The organism is Erwinia sp. STN24 (genome assembly GCF_041320675.1).
GTDB classification, from domain to species: Bacteria; Pseudomonadota; Gammaproteobacteria; order Enterobacterales; family Enterobacteriaceae; genus Erwinia; species Erwinia aeris.
In genome coordinates, this window is the sequence record NZ_JBGGPM010000001.1 from 550,701 (window position 1) to 568,726 (window position 18,026).

Genomic DNA, 18,026 nt, shown 5'->3' on the forward strand with positions numbered 1-18,026 from the left:
TTGTTAGCACAATTAAACATTAACTGAGGCTAAACGATGTTAAAAGACTAACATTAATATTACATTTAAATTTTCCCTGCATCCTGCATAAGGAGCGACGTTGGCCGAACAACTGGAGTTTTTCCCCGTTCCCAGCCCGTGCCGGGGGATCTGTCAGAGCGACGATCGCGGCTACTGCCGTGGCTGCCTGCGTAGCCGCGAGGAGCGCTTTAACTGGATGAAGTTCAGCGATGCGCAAAAACGCGAGGTGCTGCGGCTTTGTCGTCTGCGCTGGCAACGACTGTATCGTGTCGGCAAACCGGCCGAGCCGGACGAACCGGAACAGCCTTCTTTGTTTTAGTAGACAGATTCTTATGCAGTTCTGCAAATAGCGGCCAGGCTTATAGCTTCCACAGCAAAATGTGAGGAAGTGTAATGAGACGTATAAACCTGCTTATGGTATCGCTGGCCTTTTGCGGCCTGGCCCAGGCCGCCAGCGAAAAAGTCGATATCAGGCTTGCCACCCCTGAAGGCGCGGGCGACAGTATTGGCCAGGTAACGATAGCAGAAACGGCCTATGGCCTGAGCTTTACGCCGCAGCTGAAAGATTTACCTGCGGGTATTCACGGCTTTCACGTACACGCCAACGGCAGCTGCGATCCAAAAACCACCGACGGGAAAGCGGTTGCCGCAGGCGCGGCGGGCGGCCATCTCGATCCGCAAAAAACCGGCAAGCATCTGGGACCGTGGCAGGATGGCCATCTGGGCGATTTACCGGCCCTTTATGTGAGCGCCGACGGCACGGCGACCTATCCGGTGCTGGCGCCGCGCATTAAAAAACTGTCGGATATTAAAGGCAAAGCGCTGATGGTGCATGCCGGCGGCGATAACCATGCCGATCATCCTGCGCCGTTGGGCGGCGGAGGCGGCCGTTTCGCCTGCGGGGTGATCTAACCAAACCGCCGCCGCTCGTCGCGGCGGCAGGTTTATTGCTTAACGCACCACGCTAATATGATCGACTTCGATTTCGGTATGCCCGCCATTTTTATCCACGTCGCCGACCACGCGCACGGTTTTGCCAATCGCTACGTGATTGTCTTCCCACTCGTCATCATCAATGTCGATGCGGATTTTCCCGGTGCTGTCCTGCAGCCAGTAAAGATCGTCGTCGCCTGCATGTCCGGTGATTTTGCCTGTCAGCACCACGCGAGTATCATCGCGCAGCGTTTTCGCCTCTTTAACCGTGACGGTTTTTGCCGCGTGAGCATAAGCCGGCAGAGAACAGGCGAGCAGAAGAACGGTAGCCAGAATTTTTTTCATCATGATCCCTCATTCGTTAAACTCCATGTAAGCGTGGCCCAGTATAAATGAAAAATTCGGTGTTATGTCAATGTCGAAGCCTGCTGCAGCTGTGAGAGCGAGCAGTAAAGCCGCCAGGCAATACCCGCCAGTTCCGTTTCGCTTTTTGTTTTGCCCGCCGCCAGCAGATCCAGATTTTCCTGCAGTTCCTTTAACGTCTCTTCCAGCGCGTGCTGCTGTACGCCTTTACCGCTGATAATACGATGCAGATTGCTCAGCATGGCGTCCCGCACCGCCAGCAGTGCGGGCGAATCACACTGCCAGTCGCGCAGCTGCCAGACAATGTGCGAACAGTTCAGCAACACCACGCCCCAGCGCAGCAGCCACAGCCTGGCCGGCTCGTCACGGCTGGCGTTCAGCTGGTTGACCCGATAGTAAATCAGCGACTCAAAGCGGCTCTGGCTAAGGTGCGGCCTGCGGCTGAGCTGATCGAGAAACTCGCGGCGCAGCGCCCGGATATGGCGGCGGCTGCGCCGCTTGTCGGAACTGGGCCGCAAAATAAGAAAAGCCAGCCACGCAAGCAGCACGCCGCACACCTTGGCGATATTATTGTTAATAAAGCTTTGATAGTCATAGGTGGGCGGATTGGTAACGGCAAGAAACGAGCCGCCAAACACAATCAGCTGGCCCCACAGCGCGGCGCGCTTTTTCTGCTGCACCTTGAAAAGCTGTAGCGTGACCAGCAGCGGAAACAGCAGCAGCAAAAACTGCCACAGCACGCTGATTTGCACCATCAGGCCGAACTTGATGATAAAGCTGAACACGGAAAGCAGCAGCAGCGTTTTCAGCAGCAGCGACACGCTGCTGACGGGCGAAGGCACGGAGGAGTAGAGCACGCAGCTGATGGCGGCCAGCGTTAACGCTGCCGAGCCCGCATCCCACTGGGTGGCGATGGTAAAAGCGCAGCCCAGCACGATCACGCTAAAGGTGCGCAGGGCGCTCCAGCTGGCTTCCGCGCTGTCGCTGTGCCTGGCGAGCGCCGGGGCGGCGGGCGGTGCGAGGCGGGTATCGTCGTCGGCCTGTTCAAACAGCCGCAGCCAGCGGCGGATATTCAGCCACAGCCAGCAGAAATAGCGCAGACGATGCCAGAAAGCCTGATAGCGATAGTCGCTTTGATCCTGCGGCGCGGCGCTGGCGAGCAGTCGCGCCAGACGATATTTATCGCAGTCGGCGCTCGCCAGCTCATCCAGCAGCTGCTGTACAACGGTATAGAGGCCTTCCGGCGCGTCGGGCCAGTTCAGCAGCATTCGGCGCAGGCTGGAGATCACGCTGGTGAGGCGCAGCTGCTGATGCAGGATATAGTTCAGCACGTTGTTTTGCCGACGAAAGCGATAATGGCTCCAGAACGCCTGAATACGCAGCAGATTAAGCGTGAGGATCTGCCCAATAACGTTTTCATGCGCGCTACGCACATTATCGGTGCTTTCGCGTTGCAGCAGCAGTCGTCCATGATCCAGCAGGCGAAGATGCATCTCTTTCAGCGAGTTAATCAACGTCTCGCCGTCCGAGGTGCTGGGCAGGATCATCATCATCAGGCCGCCGCACAGGATGCCGGTAATCACTTCGCAAACGCGCGCCTGGGTAATCTCCCACAGATCGCCGATTTCCGTAATATTAACCGTGGTAAACACAATAATGGCGGCGGTGTAGCCCGCCAGGGAAAACGCATAGGCAACGTTATTTTGATAATGGTTCTGGATCCAGGTGCAGAGCGCCAGCCAGCCCGCGATAGCCAGCGCAAACAGCCAGGGTTCGTTCAGCGTATAGCCCGCGATCAGCAGCGCCGCGCCCGCGCCCAGCAGGCTGCCCGCAATCCTGCCCAAACTTTTGCTGATTACGCCGCCGACGGTCGGAAAACTCACCACAGCGGCGGAAGTCATCGCCCAGTAAGGCTCGTCCAGCGCCAGCGCATAGGCGATGCTCAGCGCCAGACACATCGCGAGGGCATTGCGCAACGCGTAGCGCCACTGGCCTCGGGTCGCTTTGATCCACGGCAGGTTTTGCCACTCCAGCCACTGCCAGTTCATGGCGCAACGGTGATGGTGCAGGTGGTGCCCGCTACCAGCGGCAAATCTTTTGGCCACGCGGCCAGGCGAATACGCACCGGCACGCGCTGCGCAAGGCGCACCCAGGGCACGTTCGGTTTGATATCGGGAATGAGTGAGCTGTCGCTTTCCACGCTTTGATCGTAAATAGCGCGGCCAATGCTTTCGACCTCGCCGTGCAGCACGCGGTTATCGCTGTAAAGCCGCACGGTCGCGCGATAGCCGGGACGAATATGGCGCAGCTTGGTCTCTTCAAAATAGCCCATCACATAAAAAGAGTGGCTGTCGACCAGCGCGAAGACCGGCGTTCCGCTGGTGGCATAGTTACCGGGCCGCACCACCAGATTGCTGATCCAGCCGTCGGTTGGCGCGGCGATTTGCGTCTGGGTCAGGTTCCAGCGCGCCTGTTCCAGCTGCGCCTGAGCGGCCTTTGCCGCCGCCGCCAGCGACTTCGCGTTCAGCTCGGCCGCATCCAAATCTTCTGCGGAAATCACGTTGCGTGGCAGGCTCTGACGCCGCCGCGACTCATGCTGAGCCTTCAGCAGATCGGCCTGTGCCTTCGTCAGCTGCGCCTCGGCGTTCAGCACCGCGATGCGATAAGGCTCGGCGTCCAGCGTCAGCAGCGGCGTGCCTTTGGTCACGAACTGGTTATCTTTTACCAGCAGCGTTTCAATGCGCCCGGAAACCTGCGGCGTGATATTAACCAGCTCGGCGCGCACCTTACCGTCCCGCGTCCACGGTGACTGCATATAAAAATTCCATAGCCACCAGCCTGCGCAAAGCGCGGCGGCGAAGAAGATCAGCGTTGAAAAATATTTTAGCGAGTTGAATTTCATACGAATGCCATCAGTAGCCACAGCGAAGCGCTGACGCAGAGAATAAACAGGGAAAGGTCGAGCAGGGTGGGATGCCAAATCTCGCCGGAATAGATCCAGCTGCGCAACACGGGGTGGATCAGCAGCCAGAGGAAAAACCCGGCCAGCACGGCTTTAAACAGCGGCGGAAAATAGAGCGACGCGCCGAAAACCAGGTCGGTTAGCGGCGAAACAGCCGCCGTAAAAGCATTGTTCACTTAAAGCACTCCTTGTTACCCAGGTCACAGCATAGCTGTAGATTGGCATTACGCTTAATGTGAATGATATTTGTATTCTGTCCTGTAAACTCGCAGAATAGCCTGGAATGAGGCTTGATAGCTAGCAAGCTAATTATAAGGAGAGGAAATTGGATACCCCATTAGGAACGGATCTCGCAAGACTGGTGCGCATCTGGCGATCGCTAATCGACCAGCGCCTGAAACCCCTGGAGCTGACGCAGACGCACTGGGTCACGCTGCACAATATTCATCAGCTGCCGCCGGAGCAGTCGCAGATCCAGCTGGCCAAAGCCATCGGCATTGAACAGCCTTCGCTGGTGCGCACGCTGGATCAGCTGGAAGAAAAAGGGCTGATTACCCGCACCACCTGCGCCAGCGATCGTCGCGCCAAGCGCATCAAGCTGACCGAGGAAGCGGCGCCGATCATTAGCGAAGTCGAGCATGTTATCGACGCCACGCGGGATGATATTTTGGCTGGTATCTCCCAGCAGGAGATCGACCAGCTGGTGACGCTAATCGCCAGGCTGGAAAAGAATATTCTGGATCTGCAAAACCGCGAATAAAAGAACCGGCGATTGCCGGTTCCTCGGTTAGCGTGGCGAAACGGTGATCTGGCTGCCGTTGGAAGCCAGCGCGACGCGCTGTCCTACAGCGAAACGGCTGTTGCCCTGTTTCTGCACCACCATAATGGTGTTGCCGTCATCCTTACGGATCTCCAGCTCCACGCCCTGGGTTTTGTTTATGGATCCCTGTACGCCCTGACCGGCCACGCCGCCGGCAATTGCGCCTGCCGCCGTCGCCAGGCTGCGGCCCGTGCCGCCGCCAACGGTATTACCCAGGAAGCCGCCGAGCACCGCGCCGCCGAGCGCGCCGATCACATTGCTGTCGTCGCCGCCCTGGATCTGGACGGGACGGACGCCAACCAGCGTGCCGTAAGTGACGCTCTGCACCTGTTTCGCTTCCGAGGCGGTGTAAACGTCGCCGGAAAGCGAGCTGTCATTGGCGCAGCCTGCTAAAGTCACACCGGTCAGTGCTACGATCATCATGCGCTTCAACATCATCAAACTCCTTTCTTTTCCATGTGCTGCAGTCAATTGCGCAGCGATCAATAACCTAATTATATGGTACAGGCAATGCCTGCTGTGTGGTTACGTCAAAAAATTGCTTTAAGCATAGCGCAGTGCGGGTAAACCTGAAATCAATGCCGGCGCGGAAAGCGCAGTAAAAAGTCTGTCATCATGTAAAAATGCACAGTTAATCATAGAATTGCTGCACCGTTTTTGCGACGCTGTACCCAGGTTTGATATTCCCACAGCGGGTAAGGGACTTTGATGAGATCGGGACGTTATATAGGCGTAATGTCAGGAACCAGTCTGGACGGCGTGGACGTGGTGCTGGCCGCAATTGACCCGCAGATGGTGGCGCAGCAGGCCAGCTACTGCCATCCCATGCCGCTGGCGCTGCGCCAGGAGATCCTGGCGGTCAGCCAGGGGCAGTCGCTGACGCTTTCCCGGCTGGGGCAGCTGGATACGCGGCTGGGCCGGCTGTTTGCCGAAGCGGTACAGGCATTGATCGAGCGCGAAGGGCTGGAGAAAGAGGATATCGCCGCCATCGGCTGCCACGGGCAGACCGTCTGGCACGAGCCGCTGGGCGACGCGCCTAATACGCTGCAAATCGGCGACAATAACCAGATAGCCGCGCTGACCGGCATTACGGTGGTGGGGGATTTTCGCCGCCGGGATATGGCGTTAGGCGGACAGGGCGCGCCGCTGGTGCCCGCTTTTCATCAGGCAGTGTTGATGCATCCTGAAGAGCGGCGGATGGTGCTGAATATCGGCGGCATTGCCAACCTCTCGCTGCTGCTCCCCGGCCAGCCGGTGGGCGGCTACGATACCGGGCCGGGCAATATGCTGCTGGACGCGTGGATCTGGCGTCACCAGGGTCAGCCCTACGATCGGGACGGCGCCTGGGGCAGCAGCGGCCAGGTAGTGTATCCTTTATTGCAGCAAATGCTGGCGGATCCCTGGTTTGCGCTGGCCGCGCCCAAGTCTACCGGCAGAGAATATTTCAATCCGGCCTGGATCGACCGGCAGCTGGTTAACTTCCCCGGTCTGCCGCCGCAGGACGTGCAGGCCACGCTGGTCGAGCTGACCGCATCCACTATTGCGCAGCAGGTGATGCTGAGCGGCGGCTGCGAGCGGCTGCTGGTGTGCGGTGGCGGCGGAAAAAACCCGCTGCTGATGGCGCGGTTGAAAGCACTGCTGCCGGGCATTGAAGTCAACGCCACCGATGAGGTCGGCATTCGCGGTGACGATATGGAAGCGCTGGCTTTCGCCTGGCTGGCCTGCCGTACGCTCTCATCGCAGCCGGGCAATCTGCCTTCCGTGACCGGCGCGCGCGAAGCCTCCGTGATCGGTGCAATCTTTCCCGCTAATGTTCAGCGCTGCCGCTGAGTTATCTGAATGGAGCAAAGATGAAAAAATGTTTATTGCTGATGGCCGCGCTGCTGCTGAGCGGGTGTCTACATCAGACGCCTGAAAAAATCAGCCGGCTGCACTATCGCTGCGGCACGCTGCCGCTGTCGGTGCTGCTGGATAACGATCGTGAGGAAGTGAATCTGATTCTGGACGGCAATCCGCTGACGCTGAAGCAGCAGCCCGCCGCTTCCGGCACGCGCTATGCCGATGAAAACTACGTTTTCTGGTCAAAAGGCGACGGCGCTTTTGTGGAGCGCAACGGCAAAATCATCATTGACGACTGCCGGCTCGAAAACCGTTAACTCGTTGAAATTGATTGTGATGAGGCGCACAATGCCTCAACTCTGATAGCGGAAAATCCCATGAATGACGACAGCCTACAGCAGATTGCTCATCTGCGCCGTGAATATACTCGTGGCGGCCTGCGCCGCAAGGATCTGCCTGACGACCCGCTGGTGCTGTTTGAACAGTGGCTGAGCCAGGCGGTTGCCGCGCAGCTGCCGGATCCTACTGCCATGAGCGTGGCGACCGTGGACGAGCACGGGCAGCCTTACCAGCGCATCGTGCTGCTGAAGCATTTTGATTCGCGCGGCATGGTGTTTTACACCAATCTGGGCAGCCGCAAAGCGCAGCATCTGGAAAAAAATCCGCGTATCAGCCTGCTGTTTCCGTGGCATATGCTGGAGCGCCAGGTGATGGTGCTGGGCCGCGTTGAAAAACTGTCAATGATCGACGTGATAAAGTACTTCCACAGCCGCCCGCGCGAAAGCCAGATAGGCGCATGGGTATCGAAACAGTCGAGCCGCATTTCCGCGCGCGGCGTGCTGGAAGGCAAGTTTCTGGAACTGAAGCAGAAATTTCAGCAGGGCGAGGTGCCGCTGCCGAGCTTTTGGGGCGGCTATCGTATTACCATAGACTCAATGGAGTTCTGGCAGGGCGGCGAACATCGTCTGCATGACCGCTTTTTCTACCAGCGCGACAACGAGGCGTGGAAAATCGATCGTCTGGCGCCCTGATTGCGCGAAATAATCCGTTAAGCGCTGGCACAGAGCCCGTCGGCGCTTTATTCTATACCCCTTTTTTTCATCCGCTAGCCAGCGGAGAGCTGTGTACCAGCAAAGGTGCAGACTTTTTTTACACGGAGTCACAGATGGGCAGCAGTAACCTGATTAAACAATTGCAAGAGCGTGGCCTGGTCGCCCAGGTAACGGATGAGGAAGCGTTAGCAGAGCGGCTGGCGCAAGGGCCAATCGCGCTCTATTGCGGCTTCGATCCGACCGCGGACAGCTTGCATTTGGGCCATCTGGTCCCGCTTCTCTGCCTGAAGCGCTTCCAGGATGCCGGTCACCGTCCGGTGGCGCTGGTGGGCGGCGCGACCGGTCTGATCGGCGATCCGAGCTTTAAGGCGGCCGAGCGCAAGCTGAACACCGCGGATACCGTTAACGAGTGGGTGGAAAAGATCCGCGGCCAGGTCGCGCCTTTCCTGAACTTCGACTGCGGCGACAACAGCGCCGTAGCGGCCAATAACTACGACTGGTTCGGCAGCATGAACGTGCTGACTTTCCTGCGCGATATCGGTAAGCACTTCTCCGTTAATCAGATGATTAATAAAGAAGCGGTGAAGCAGCGTCTGAACCGTGACGACCAGGGCATCTCCTTTACCGAGTTCTCCTACAATCTGCTACAGGGCTACGACTTCGCCTGCCTGAACGAGCGCTACGGCGTGGCGTTGCAGATTGGCGGCTCCGATCAGTGGGGCAACATCACCTCCGGTATCGATCTGACTCGTCGTCTGCATCAGAACCAGGTGTTTGGCCTGACCGTTCCGCTGATCACTAAATCCGACGGCACCAAGTTCGGTAAAACCGAAGGTGGCGCGGTGTGGCTGGACGCGAAGAAAACCAGCCCGTACAAATTCTACCAGTTCTGGATCAATACCGCGGACGCCGACGTTTACCGCTTCCTGAAGTTCTTTACCTTTATGAGCATTGAAGAGATCAATGCGCTGGAAGAAGAAGACAAAAACAGCGGTAAAGCGCCTCGCGCCCAGTATGTGCTGGCGGAGCAGGTCACGAAGCTGGTGCACGGCGAAGAAGGCCTGACCGCCGCGCAGCGCATTACCAAAAGCCTCTTTTCCGGCAGCCTGGCGGAAATGACCGAAGCGGACTTTGAGCAGCTGGCGCAGGACGGAATGCCGTTTGTTGAGCTGGAAGCCGGTCAGGATCTGCAACAGGCGATGGTCGACGGCGATTTAGCGCCGTCTCGCGGCCAGGCGCGTAAGCTGATCGAATCGAAAGCGGTAAGTATCAACGGTGACGTGCAGCTCAGCGCGGAATACGCGTTTGCACCGGCAGATCGCCTGTTTAATCGCTTTACGCTGCTGCGCCGTGGTAAAAAGAACTACTGTCTGATCGTCTGGAAATAATGCTTCAGGCGTGAACAGACAAAGGCGCGTCCTGAAGCAGGGGCGCGCCAGCCCGCTTTTAAGCATCCCGTCCCTTTTTTCCGGCAAGGTTTCCATGAAAAACATTCTCTCCGTCCAGTCGCACACCGTTTTCGGCCATGCCGGCAACAGCGCCTCGGAATTCCCGATGCGCCGCATGGGCGCAAACGTTTGGCCCCTGAATACCGTACAGTTTTCTAATCATACCCAGTACGGCCAGTGGACCGGCGTGGTCATGCCTGCCAGCCACCTGACCGATATCGTCAGCGGCATTGCGGCTATCGACCGGCTGAAAACCTGTGATGCCGTGCTCAGCGGCTATCTTGGCTCCGCAGAGCAGGGCGAGCAGATCCTCGAAATCGTTCGTCAGGTGAAAGCGGCTAATCCCGACGCCTGGTACTTCTGCGATCCGGTGATGGGGCATCCTGAAAAGGGCTGTATCGTTGCGCCCGGCGTGGCGGAGTTTCATGCCCGCAGCGCGCTGCCCGCCAGCGATATTATTGCGCCGAACCTGCTGGAGCTGGAGCTGCTCAGCGGTCATGAGGTCAACAGTGTGGAGCAGGCTATCGCCACCGCGCGCGAGCTGATCGCCAAAGGGCCGAAAATCGTGCTGGTGAAGCATCTGGCGCGGGCAGGCCAGCGCAGCGATCGCTTTGAGATGCTGCTGGTCACGGCGGATGAGGCCTGGCATATCAGCCGTCCGCTGGTGGATTTTGGCGTGCGTCAGCCGGTAGGCGTCGGCGATCTGACCAGCGGGCTGCTGCTGGTGGATCTGCTGCACGGTCTGGGGCTGAAAGAGGCGTTAGAGCACATTACGGCGGCGGTCTATGAAGTGATGCTGAAAACCCATGAGATGGGGGAGTACGAGCTTCAGCTAGTGGCGGCTCAGGACAGTATCGCCAATCCCCAGCAGCATTTTGATGCGGTAAAACTCTGATATTGCCGGGCTGAAAGCAGCCCGGCAACCTCATTATTTCTCGTTGCCGAAGCCCTGCTTAAGCAGCGCGGACAGCACGTCCGGGAAATAGATATTTTGATAGTAGCCGGAAACGCTCTCGCTCCAGCTTTCGCCGTCCTGGCGGCCGATATTCTGCCAGTGCTGCACCATCTCCTGATTATAAGCCGCGATATTTTCCTGCAGGCCTTCCGTGCTGTAGCGCTCTTCGTGACGGAAAGTGCTCAGCGGCAGGCGCGGTTTCTGATGCGCCGGCTCATCCACATAGCCAAGCGCCAGCCCGACCACGGGGAAAGTCAGCTCGGGAAGATGCAGCAGCTCAATCATCGCCTGCGGATCGCGACGGATGCCGCCAATCGGCACAATGCCCAGGCCTTCAGCCCGCGCGGCCGTCATCACGGCGCCCAGCGCAATGCCGATGTCGGTCGCGCCGGAGACCACGCTTTCAATACTCTGCTGGGCAATCTGCTCTTTATCGATGGCCGCCATCGCCTGCTGGCTTTTATGCATATCCAGCACAAAGGTGATAAACAGCGGCGCTTTGGCAATCCACGGCTGGCCGCCGGCAATAGCGGAAATCTTGCCGCGAGCTTCGGCATTGCGCGTAATAACCAGCGACACCTGCTGTGAGTTCACCGAGGTTGGCGCACGGTAGGCGGACGCAACAAGACGATCGAGGATAGCGTCATCAATCGGACGATCGGTAAAGCTGCGCTCGCTTTTATGGGCGGTAAGGATATCAATTACGGAACTCATAGTACCTCCAGATGTAATAGCCGCAGAGTATAAGGCATTGCCGCTACGCGGTTTAACACCTTATGCGCTGGCTCATCCGCAGGCCTTCAGTTCAGTCCTTCCGCCTCTAAGGCCTCAATTACGGATGGTCGTGCCGCAACGCGCTGAAACCAGCCTTCCAGCGCCGACAGGCTGGCTATATTCAGCTTCAGCAATTTCGCCCAGCGCATTACGGTAAACAGATAGGCATCTGCGGCGCTGAAATGCAGGCCAGACAGCCACTGTTTGTCTTTCAGCTCGCCATCGATCCAGGTGAATTTTTCCTCCAGCAGCTGGCGCAACACGGCTTTATAGTCGTCCGGCGCGGCATCGCTGAACAGCGGCGAAAAGCCTTTATGCAGCTCCGATGAGATAAAGCTCAGCCATTCCAGCGTCTGATAGCGCGCCAGCGTGCCGGTCGGCGCCAGCAGCTGACGGTCGGGTTTCAGATCCGCCAGATACTGCACAATCGCTACGCCTTCGGTCAGCACGGTGCCGTCGTCAAACTGTAGCGCGGGGACTTTTCCTTTTGGGTTTATCCGGCGGTAATCTTCCTGTTGCTCGGTGATCCCGGCGGCGGTATCGACCCTGACCAGCGTGAAATCCAGGCCCGTTTCCAGCATCACGATATGCGGCGAAAGCGAACAGGCACCGGGTTTAAAGAACAGTTTCATGGCGTACTCCCTGACTCAGAGGAAAAGATGTTCTTAGCTTAGTGCCGTCTGCTCAAAAAGTCAGCGGCTTTGCGTACGCGGCTGGCTTAATCGATCTCTTTTTCGGGCTGGCCCGGCTTATTGGTCTGAAAACAGGCAAGCTCGGGCAGCGCGGCGCGAGCCAGCTCCCAGAATGCCCGCACGCGGGCGGGCATATATTTGACATTCTGCGTCACCAGCTGCACCGGAACGGCGGCGCAACGAAACGCGGGCAGCACTTCGCACAGCGTTCCCGCCTGTAGATCCTCGTAAACCTGATAGGAGAGCAGGCGGGCGATGCCTTTTCCCGCGCGGGCGGCAATCAGCTGGGTTTCCACCTCGTTAACGGTTAGCCTGGGCGTGATGCGAACGCGCTCCTGCAAGCCAGCGGCGGTAAAGCGCCACGTTTTACTGGCTGTCACACCGGCAATCAGATGGTGATCCGCCAGCGCGGCAGGCGATAAAGGCTCGCCCATGCGGGCCAGATAGTCCGGGCTTGCGACCAGCAGGCGCCGCACGCGGCCGACCTCGACGGCAACCAGCGAAGAGTCGCGCAGCTGCCCAATGCGCACCGCCATATCCAGCCCTTGCTCAATCAGATCCTGATAGCCGTCGTTGAGCTGTAAATCGATTTGGATATCCGGATAGCGCTCCAGAAACGTCAGCACCAGCGGGGCGACATGCCTGCGGCCAAACTGCACCGGCGCGGTCAGGCTAAGCTGGCCGCTGAGCGGATTGCCGTCGCTGGCGGAAAGCGCCTGTTGATAAGCGTCCAGCACGCCTTTTGCCCGTTCAAACAGCGCAACGCCTGCGGGCGTCGGCGCCAGGCGACGCGTGGTACGCTCTATCAGCGTACAGGCCAGGCGCTGCTCCAGCGCGGCCAGCGTGCGGGTTATCGCCGTCGGAGAACGCCGCAGCATGCGGGCCGCCGCCGCCAGGCTTCCCTGCTGCACCACGGCGACAAAGACCGCCAGCTCGTCGAGTTTATCCATCACCGTTTCACTTTATGAAATTATGAATTGCTATCTTTGCCGGTTTACGCCGTTTTCAGCAAGAGTATGCTGGAAAAAACAGAGGAGAAACGTCATGACTACCTTAACGCTTTATGGAACGGAACTTTCGGGGCACGTGCATCGCGTCCGGCTGCTGCTGGCTATGCTGAACCTGCCGACCACCCTGAAAGAGGCTGGTGCCGATGTCAGAAAAAGCGCCGCTTTTCTGGCGCTGAATCCGCTGGGACAGGTGCCGGTGCTGGTGGATGGCGAGCACGTCATTACCGACAGCAACGCGATACTGATCTGGCTGGTAAAACGCTATGCGCCGGACAGCCAGTGGCTGCCGCAGGATCTGCATCAGCAAGCCCAGGTGCAGCAATGGCTGGGCAAGGCCGCAGGCGAAATTCGCTACGGGGTTGCCTCGGCGCGGCTGATTAAACAGTTCGGCACGCCAGAGAATTATGACTCGGCAGTGGCGACAGCGCGTAAATTTTTACCGCAGATGGAGGCGCATTTAGGCGGCAAAAACTGGCTGGTGGGCGACAGCGCGACGCTTGCCGATTTGGCCTGCTATGCCTACGTCGCCTGCGCGCCGGAAGGCGGCATTTCGCTGCGCGACTATCCGGCTATTCGCCAATGGCTGCAAAACGTTGAGGCGCTGCCGGGATTTATTGCGCTGCCGCCGCTGCCGCATCCACAGGAAGCGTAACCATGTTCCACTCCGGCGAACGTCTGGCGCAGCAAAAGGCGGGCTTTAGCCCCGAAAGCGCCGCCATCTATACGGCAATGCCGCAACAGCACCAGCTGTTTTACGCCGGGCTGAGCCAGTTTTATTTCAGCACGATCGATGCCGCTGGCTATCCGGTTGCGGCCGTTTTGCAGGGCGAGCCGGGATTTGTGCAGGCAACGGATGAGAACCATCTGCGCATAGCCACCGCTTCCTTAAGGACTTTTCCCGGCCTGCCGGCTTTAAGACCCGGCATGACGGCGGGCGGCCTGGGCCTCAATTTTTCCAACCGGCGGCGCAATCGGGTCAACGGCACGATCGCCAGCGTTACGCCAGATTTTGTGACGCTCGCCGTGCAGGAAAGCTTTGGCAACTGCCCAAAATATATTCAGCGGCGGATCTTGCCTGAGCACCAGCCGCTGCGACAGCCGGAGCGGGAGCCGCTGGCCGCGCCGGATGCCGATGCGCGCTACCTGATCGCCGCCGCGGATACCTGCTTTATCGCCAGCCGCGCGCCGCAGCAGGGCGCGGATATTTCCCATCGCGGCGGGCCGCCGGGTTTTATCGGGATGACGCAGGGGAAGCTGGCGATCGTTGACTACGCGGGCAACCGTTATATGAATACGCTGGGGAATCTGCTGCTGGCGCCTCGCTGCGCGCTGCTGATTATGGATTTTCATCAGGGCGCGGCGCTGCATATTCAGGGAACGGCGGAGCTTGTCTGGCCACAAAAGGAGGGGGAAGAACGTTGCCTGCTGATCGCGCCGGAAAAAATAGTACGTTTTCGCCAGCTGCTGCCCGCCGCCGGGCTGGCGGTGGAGTTTGCCGCCTCAACGTTGGCCGTCAATAAAAAAGGGTGACGTGGCGTCACCCTTTTCAGCACTAAGTCGATATCAGTTCTGCGTCATGCGGTTCAGTTTAGGCGCGGTCAGCATCATCAGAACAGCAATAACGCCGGTCACGATACCGATCTGCAAAAAGACGTCGCCATAAACGTGCAGTGACTGCAGCGGATCGGTGATGTTTTCCGGCACCGCCATCATGTTGGCAACTTTACCGGCCACCATGGCAGCGCCTGCCGTGGTCAGGAACCAGGAGCCCATAATAAAGCCCATCAGACGCTGCGGCACCAGCTGGGCGACCATCGCCAGGCCCAGCCCGGAGATCATCAGCTCGCCCACGCTTTGCAGCGCATAGCTCAGGATCAGCCAGCCCACCGACACGATACCCAGATCGTTGGCGAATTTCGCGCCCAGCGGCAGCACAAGGAAAGCGATGGAGCAAAGCACCATGCCCAGCGCAAACTTGTGCGGCATCGGCAGGCGGTCGCCCATCTTGTTATAGATTGCCGCCAGCAGCGGGCTGAAAATCATGATCCAGAAAGGATTCAGCGCCTGATACTGCTCGGGCTGGAAGGTCAGGCCCAGGATGCTGTGCTCGACGTTGCGGATGGCAAAGAAGTTCAGCGAGGTCGGCATCTGCATATAGAGCACGAAGAACACGATGGCTTCCACCATCAGCAGAAACGCGACGATCATCTTGCGGCGCGGTGCGCCCTGTAAGGCAAAAGTTTCTTTAGCGAACAGCAGCACGATGCCGATAGCGACCACTGCCAGCAGCAGACGCGCGACGCCCTGATTGTGCAGCATCCAGGTTGCAATGACGATCAGCACCGCGATACCGACTATCGTTGCCAGCAGCTTGCCTACCTGCAACGGCTGGAAGTCAGGCTTAGAACCGTGATCTTTCACCCAGCGGCGGCAAATCATAAAGTTCACCAGGGTGATCAGCATGCCGACAAAAGAGAGTGAGAAGGCGACGTTCCAGCCATAGTGCGCGGCCAACCAGGGCGTGGCCATCATGGAGAAAAAGGAGCCGATATTGATCGCCATGTAATACATGGTGAAGGCGCCGTCCAGGCGGGGATCGTCTTTTTCATAACAGGTAGAGAGCAGCGAAGAGGGATTCGCTTTAAACAGGCCGTTACCGACGGCAATCGTTGCCATGCCGATATAGACCATGCTGACGTCATGGCCTGACCAGGCCACCAGCGCGTAGCCCAGCGCCAGCACCAGCGTGCCCAGCACGATAACGCGTTTGGTGCCGAGCACCTTATCGCCCAGCCAGCCGCCAACGGCTATCAGGCCGTAGACCAGCGCGCTGAAAGAGGCGAACAGCGTAATAGACTGCTCTTCGGACATGCCCAGCATCTTGACGAGATAAACCGCCATGATGCCCTGTAGGCCGTAGTAACCAAATCGTTCCCAGAGCTCAATCGAAAAAATTAAATAAAAGGATCGGGGCTGTTTAAACGCGTTGAGACTGGTGTTCTCAGGATGTTTGTTTGCAGTTGACACGGATACCTCTGGAGTCAATCGCCTGATTTGAAGCGAAAATTAAGTCGGTTTTCATCAGGACGGGCTTTAGCCGCATAGTTATAAATTCGGAAAATCGGCGGTTAATTTCGCCGATTGCGTGCTGTCAGGCAAGCCTTTTTTCAAATAAGGTCAAGCGCAGTTTTATTAGTGTTTATTACATTTGAAAAGCCCGTGCCTGCTATAAACTGCTTTTTTTACATAAATGTTAAACATATTGCTCTGTATCAAGGTTAAGGGTTGCGCAAAAAGCCCTATTAATAACCTATCTGTAACAGCTGGATATTTCTCTTACCGCAGCAAACTTAAGCAATATTATGCGTGGTTTATGCACGCCATTTCACAAAAAATAGAGGATTATCACGTTTCTGCCGTCATCTGGCGCGACTCAACGAGCTAAAACTGCGCAGTTAAGTGCATCATAAGTTATTAATGAGTGAAAAATAACTTATCCAATCGTGCGCGATGTTGGCCTCTGGCGCGGAAAGGCGGGATTTATTTGGGTTGTGTAAAGATTAATCGTGCCGTCTAAAGCCGTCCTGGCCGCAGCCGATAACTTCACTACCTCAATAATTGTGCAGAGTGATAATGTTAACGATTTACAACAATGAAACTGCGCTGGCCACGGGCAATGCCCGAGCGGCGAACAGCTCGCTGCTGGCGCAATCTATTGAGCGGCTTTCCTCTGGTTTGCGCATTAATGGCGCGCGCGACGACGCGGCGGGGCAGGCTATCGCCAACCGTATGCAGGCGAACGTCAACGCCGACAGCGCGGTAACACGCGGCCTTAACGACGCTATCAGCTACGCGCAGACGGCGGAAAGCGCGCTGGGCAACATTGGCGATATGCTGATCAAGGCAAAAAGCCTTGCGGTACGCGCGGCCAACGGCACTATGTCAGTGTCCGACCGCCAGAGCTATAACGCGGAATATCAACAGCTGCTGGCAAGCATCAACGGCATCGCCAGCGGCACGGAAATTTTTGGGCAGTTTCCTCTGGCGACCGATAAGCCGGAGCTGCCGCCGGTGCTGTTGGGCAACGTTGCGCCTATCGGCACTAAATTCCCGATAGCCGGACAGAACTACTCCTTTAACTCCGGCGTGATTTCGCTGGCGTATATTCCGGCCGGTACCACGAATATTTCTATTACCGTTGATTCCTTGAGCATGGATGACGATGTGCAGCTGTTCACGCGCGACGGCAAGCATCTGGCCGGCACGCCGATCGAAGGCGGCACGCCCGACTTTACGTGGGCCAGTAAAGGCGTCACCGATGCCGCCTCCGCGACCAGCAAGCTGATGAGCGTCAGCAACGGTTTCAGCAGCGGCGCCAGCTACGACGCTTCAGGTCTGAATGAAGGCGGCCCGGCGTGGGCGTTGAACGGCAGCGAAACCTCCAGCTATAACGGGATGAGCATCACCTATAGCGGCGACGGCGATCGCTATGAAGATGCGGCCACGGGCGCGGCGAACGACGGCACGGTAACCAGCAATACCCTGGAACGGGTCAGCATTGATAACGTCAGCGAAGATCTTATCGTGGTGGTGGTGGGCAACGGTTCGTTTAACAGCAACCTGACGTGGGGCTCGTTGCCGCAGCCGACCGCCACGCCAGCGGTGCCGCCGAAACAGAGCCAGCCTTTAGAGGTGATCACCAGCGCCAACTATGGTCAGCCGATCCAGTCGGATACCCTGGGGCCGACGCCGTCCGATACCAAAACGCTGGGTCTGGACAACACCAGCCTGCTGACCGATGGTGCCATTCGTACGGCGATGGGCGCGCTGGATGCGGCATTGAACAAAGTCAGCAGCTACCGTTCCGATTATGGCTCGAAGATCAACCGTTACGAGTCCAACAAATCGGTGCTGTCACAGCAGAGTATCGCGACGCAGGCGGCACAGAGCCGCATTCAGGACGCCGACTACGCGCAGGAAGCCAGCAAGCTGGCTATGGCGCAGATCAAAGAGCAGGGGCAAAATGCGGTCACGAAGATGGCCAACCAGCAGGCGCAAAACGTGCTGACGCTGCTGCGCGATTAATTCTTCGTAACAGAAAGCAGCGGATGCTTTCGCCTCCTTAAAGCCTGCAACAACCCGAAAGGCCAGGCGGCT

The 18,026-nt window shown here is 57.9% G+C and carries 20 protein-coding genes; 11 read left to right on the forward strand and 9 right to left on the reverse strand.

Features of this window, described 5'->3' with window-relative positions; translation table 11 throughout:
• Positions 1–100 precede the first annotated feature (100 nt).
• Together ACA373_RS02675 and sodC are read left to right on the forward strand one after the other, a co-directional pair.
• Positions 101–340, forward strand: a complete 240-nt coding sequence (locus ACA373_RS02675) for a DUF1289 domain-containing protein (protein ID WP_253454433.1) — start codon at positions 101–103, stop codon at positions 338–340.
• A gap of 74 nt (positions 341–414) precedes the next feature.
• Positions 415–933: a superoxide dismutase [Cu-Zn] SodC gene (gene sodC, locus ACA373_RS02680; RefSeq protein WP_253454432.1), complete on the forward strand. Its 519-nt coding sequence runs from the start codon at positions 415–417 to the stop codon at positions 931–933.
• A 39-nt stretch (positions 934–972) separates the two neighbouring features.
• Here the strand turns inward: sodC and ACA373_RS02685 are convergent, their stop codons facing one another.
• The 4 genes from ACA373_RS02685 to ACA373_RS02700 are packed head-to-tail and all read right to left on the reverse strand — an operon-like array spanning position 973 to position 4,455.
• Entirely contained in the window at positions 973–1,302 is a 330-nt protein-coding gene (locus ACA373_RS02685) for a NirD/YgiW/YdeI family stress tolerance protein (protein ID WP_301729659.1), read from the reverse strand.
• A gap of 59 nt (positions 1,303–1,361) precedes the next feature.
• The gene (locus tag ACA373_RS02690) at positions 1,362–3,365 is read right to left on the reverse strand and encodes an FUSC family protein (RefSeq protein ID WP_253454430.1); all 2,004 of its coding nucleotides are present in this window, start codon (positions 3,363–3,365) and stop codon (positions 1,362–1,364) included.
• A complete protein-coding gene (locus ACA373_RS02695; RefSeq protein ID WP_253454429.1) occupies positions 3,362–4,219 on the reverse strand; it encodes an HlyD family secretion protein in 858 nt (285 codons plus the stop codon). The genes ACA373_RS02690 and ACA373_RS02695 overlap by 4 nt, the downstream gene beginning before the upstream one ends.
• Positions 4,216–4,455 (reverse strand): DUF1656 domain-containing protein, encoded by a 240-nt coding sequence (locus tag ACA373_RS02700; RefSeq protein ID WP_253454428.1) that lies wholly within the window; start codon positions 4,453–4,455, stop codon positions 4,216–4,218. The genes ACA373_RS02695 and ACA373_RS02700 overlap by 4 nt, the downstream gene beginning before the upstream one ends.
• A 149-nt stretch (positions 4,456–4,604) precedes the next feature.
• On the opposite strand from ACA373_RS02700, the gene slyA reads away from it, so the two are divergent.
• The gene (gene slyA / locus ACA373_RS02705) at positions 4,605–5,039 is read left to right on the forward strand and encodes a transcriptional regulator SlyA (protein WP_253454427.1); all 435 of its coding nucleotides are present in this window, start codon (positions 4,605–4,607) and stop codon (positions 5,037–5,039) included.
• A 27-nt stretch (positions 5,040–5,066) separates the two neighbouring features.
• On the opposite strand, the gene slyB is transcribed toward slyA, so the two are convergent.
• Complete coding sequence (gene slyB, locus ACA373_RS02710; RefSeq protein ID WP_253461006.1) at positions 5,067–5,534, reverse strand: outer membrane lipoprotein SlyB; 468 nt, start codon at positions 5,532–5,534, stop codon at positions 5,067–5,069.
• A 273-nt stretch (positions 5,535–5,807) separates the two neighbouring features.
• On the opposite strand from slyB, the gene anmK reads away from it, so the two are divergent.
• The 5 genes from anmK to pdxY all read left to right on the forward strand — a co-directional run bounded on the left by anmK (position 5,808) and on the right by pdxY (position 10,333).
• Positions 5,808–6,929 carry an anhydro-N-acetylmuramic acid kinase gene (anmK, locus tag ACA373_RS02715; RefSeq protein ID WP_301253237.1) on the forward strand — a complete coding sequence of 374 codons (1,122 nt, stop codon included), beginning with the start codon at positions 5,808–5,810 and terminating at the stop codon, positions 6,927–6,929.
• A 20-nt stretch (positions 6,930–6,949) separates the two neighbouring features.
• Positions 6,950–7,255, forward strand: coding sequence for an MliC family protein (locus tag ACA373_RS02720; protein ID WP_253454425.1), 306 nt, complete (start codon positions 6,950–6,952; stop codon positions 7,253–7,255).
• Between the two features lie 60 nt (positions 7,256–7,315).
• On the forward strand, positions 7,316–7,969 hold the full coding sequence (pdxH, locus tag ACA373_RS02725) for a pyridoxamine 5'-phosphate oxidase (protein ID WP_253454424.1): 654 nt from the start codon (positions 7,316–7,318) through the stop codon (positions 7,967–7,969).
• A 134-nt stretch (positions 7,970–8,103) separates the two neighbouring features.
• Positions 8,104–9,378, forward strand: coding sequence for a tyrosine--tRNA ligase (tyrS, locus tag ACA373_RS02730; protein WP_253454423.1), 1,275 nt, complete (start codon positions 8,104–8,106; stop codon positions 9,376–9,378).
• A gap of 94 nt (positions 9,379–9,472) precedes the next feature.
• Positions 9,473–10,333 (forward strand): pyridoxal kinase PdxY, encoded by an 861-nt coding sequence (pdxY, locus tag ACA373_RS02735; protein ID WP_125289802.1) that lies wholly within the window; start codon positions 9,473–9,475, stop codon positions 10,331–10,333.
• A 33-nt stretch (positions 10,334–10,366) separates the two neighbouring features.
• Here pdxY and ACA373_RS02740 read toward each other — a convergent pair whose 3' ends face one another.
• From ACA373_RS02740 to ACA373_RS02750, 3 genes are all read right to left on the reverse strand, one after another.
• Entirely contained in the window at positions 10,367–11,107 is a 741-nt protein-coding gene (locus tag ACA373_RS02740; RefSeq protein WP_253454422.1) for an NADPH-dependent oxidoreductase, read from the reverse strand.
• Between the two features lie 86 nt (positions 11,108–11,193).
• A complete protein-coding gene (gene gstA, locus ACA373_RS02745) occupies positions 11,194–11,799 on the reverse strand; it encodes a glutathione transferase GstA (protein WP_370733962.1) in 606 nt (201 codons plus the stop codon).
• Between the two features lie 86 nt (positions 11,800–11,885).
• Positions 11,886–12,809: a LysR family transcriptional regulator gene (locus ACA373_RS02750; protein WP_370733963.1), complete on the reverse strand. Its 924-nt coding sequence runs from the start codon at positions 12,807–12,809 to the stop codon at positions 11,886–11,888.
• Positions 12,810–12,903: 94 nt separating this feature from the next.
• Here ACA373_RS02750 and ACA373_RS02755 point away from each other — a divergent pair, with 94 nt between their 5' ends.
• A complete protein-coding gene (locus ACA373_RS02755) occupies positions 12,904–13,521 on the forward strand; it encodes a glutathione S-transferase family protein (protein WP_370733964.1) in 618 nt (205 codons plus the stop codon).
• Between the two features lie 2 nt (positions 13,522–13,523).
• Complete coding sequence (locus ACA373_RS02760; RefSeq protein ID WP_370733965.1) at positions 13,524–14,399, forward strand: pyridoxamine 5'-phosphate oxidase family protein; 876 nt, start codon at positions 13,524–13,526, stop codon at positions 14,397–14,399.
• A 33-nt stretch (positions 14,400–14,432) separates the two neighbouring features.
• Here ACA373_RS02760 and dtpA read toward each other — a convergent pair whose 3' ends face one another.
• On the reverse strand, positions 14,433–15,896 hold the full coding sequence (gene dtpA, locus ACA373_RS02765) for a dipeptide/tripeptide permease DtpA (RefSeq protein WP_370733966.1): 1,464 nt from the start codon (positions 15,894–15,896) through the stop codon (positions 14,433–14,435).
• Between the two features lie 606 nt (positions 15,897–16,502).
• On the opposite strand from dtpA, the gene ACA373_RS02770 reads away from it, so the two are divergent.
• Entirely contained in the window at positions 16,503–17,954 is a 1,452-nt protein-coding gene (locus ACA373_RS02770; RefSeq protein WP_301253243.1) for a flagellin, read from the forward strand.
• The last annotated feature ends 72 nt before the right edge of the window (positions 17,955–18,026 follow it).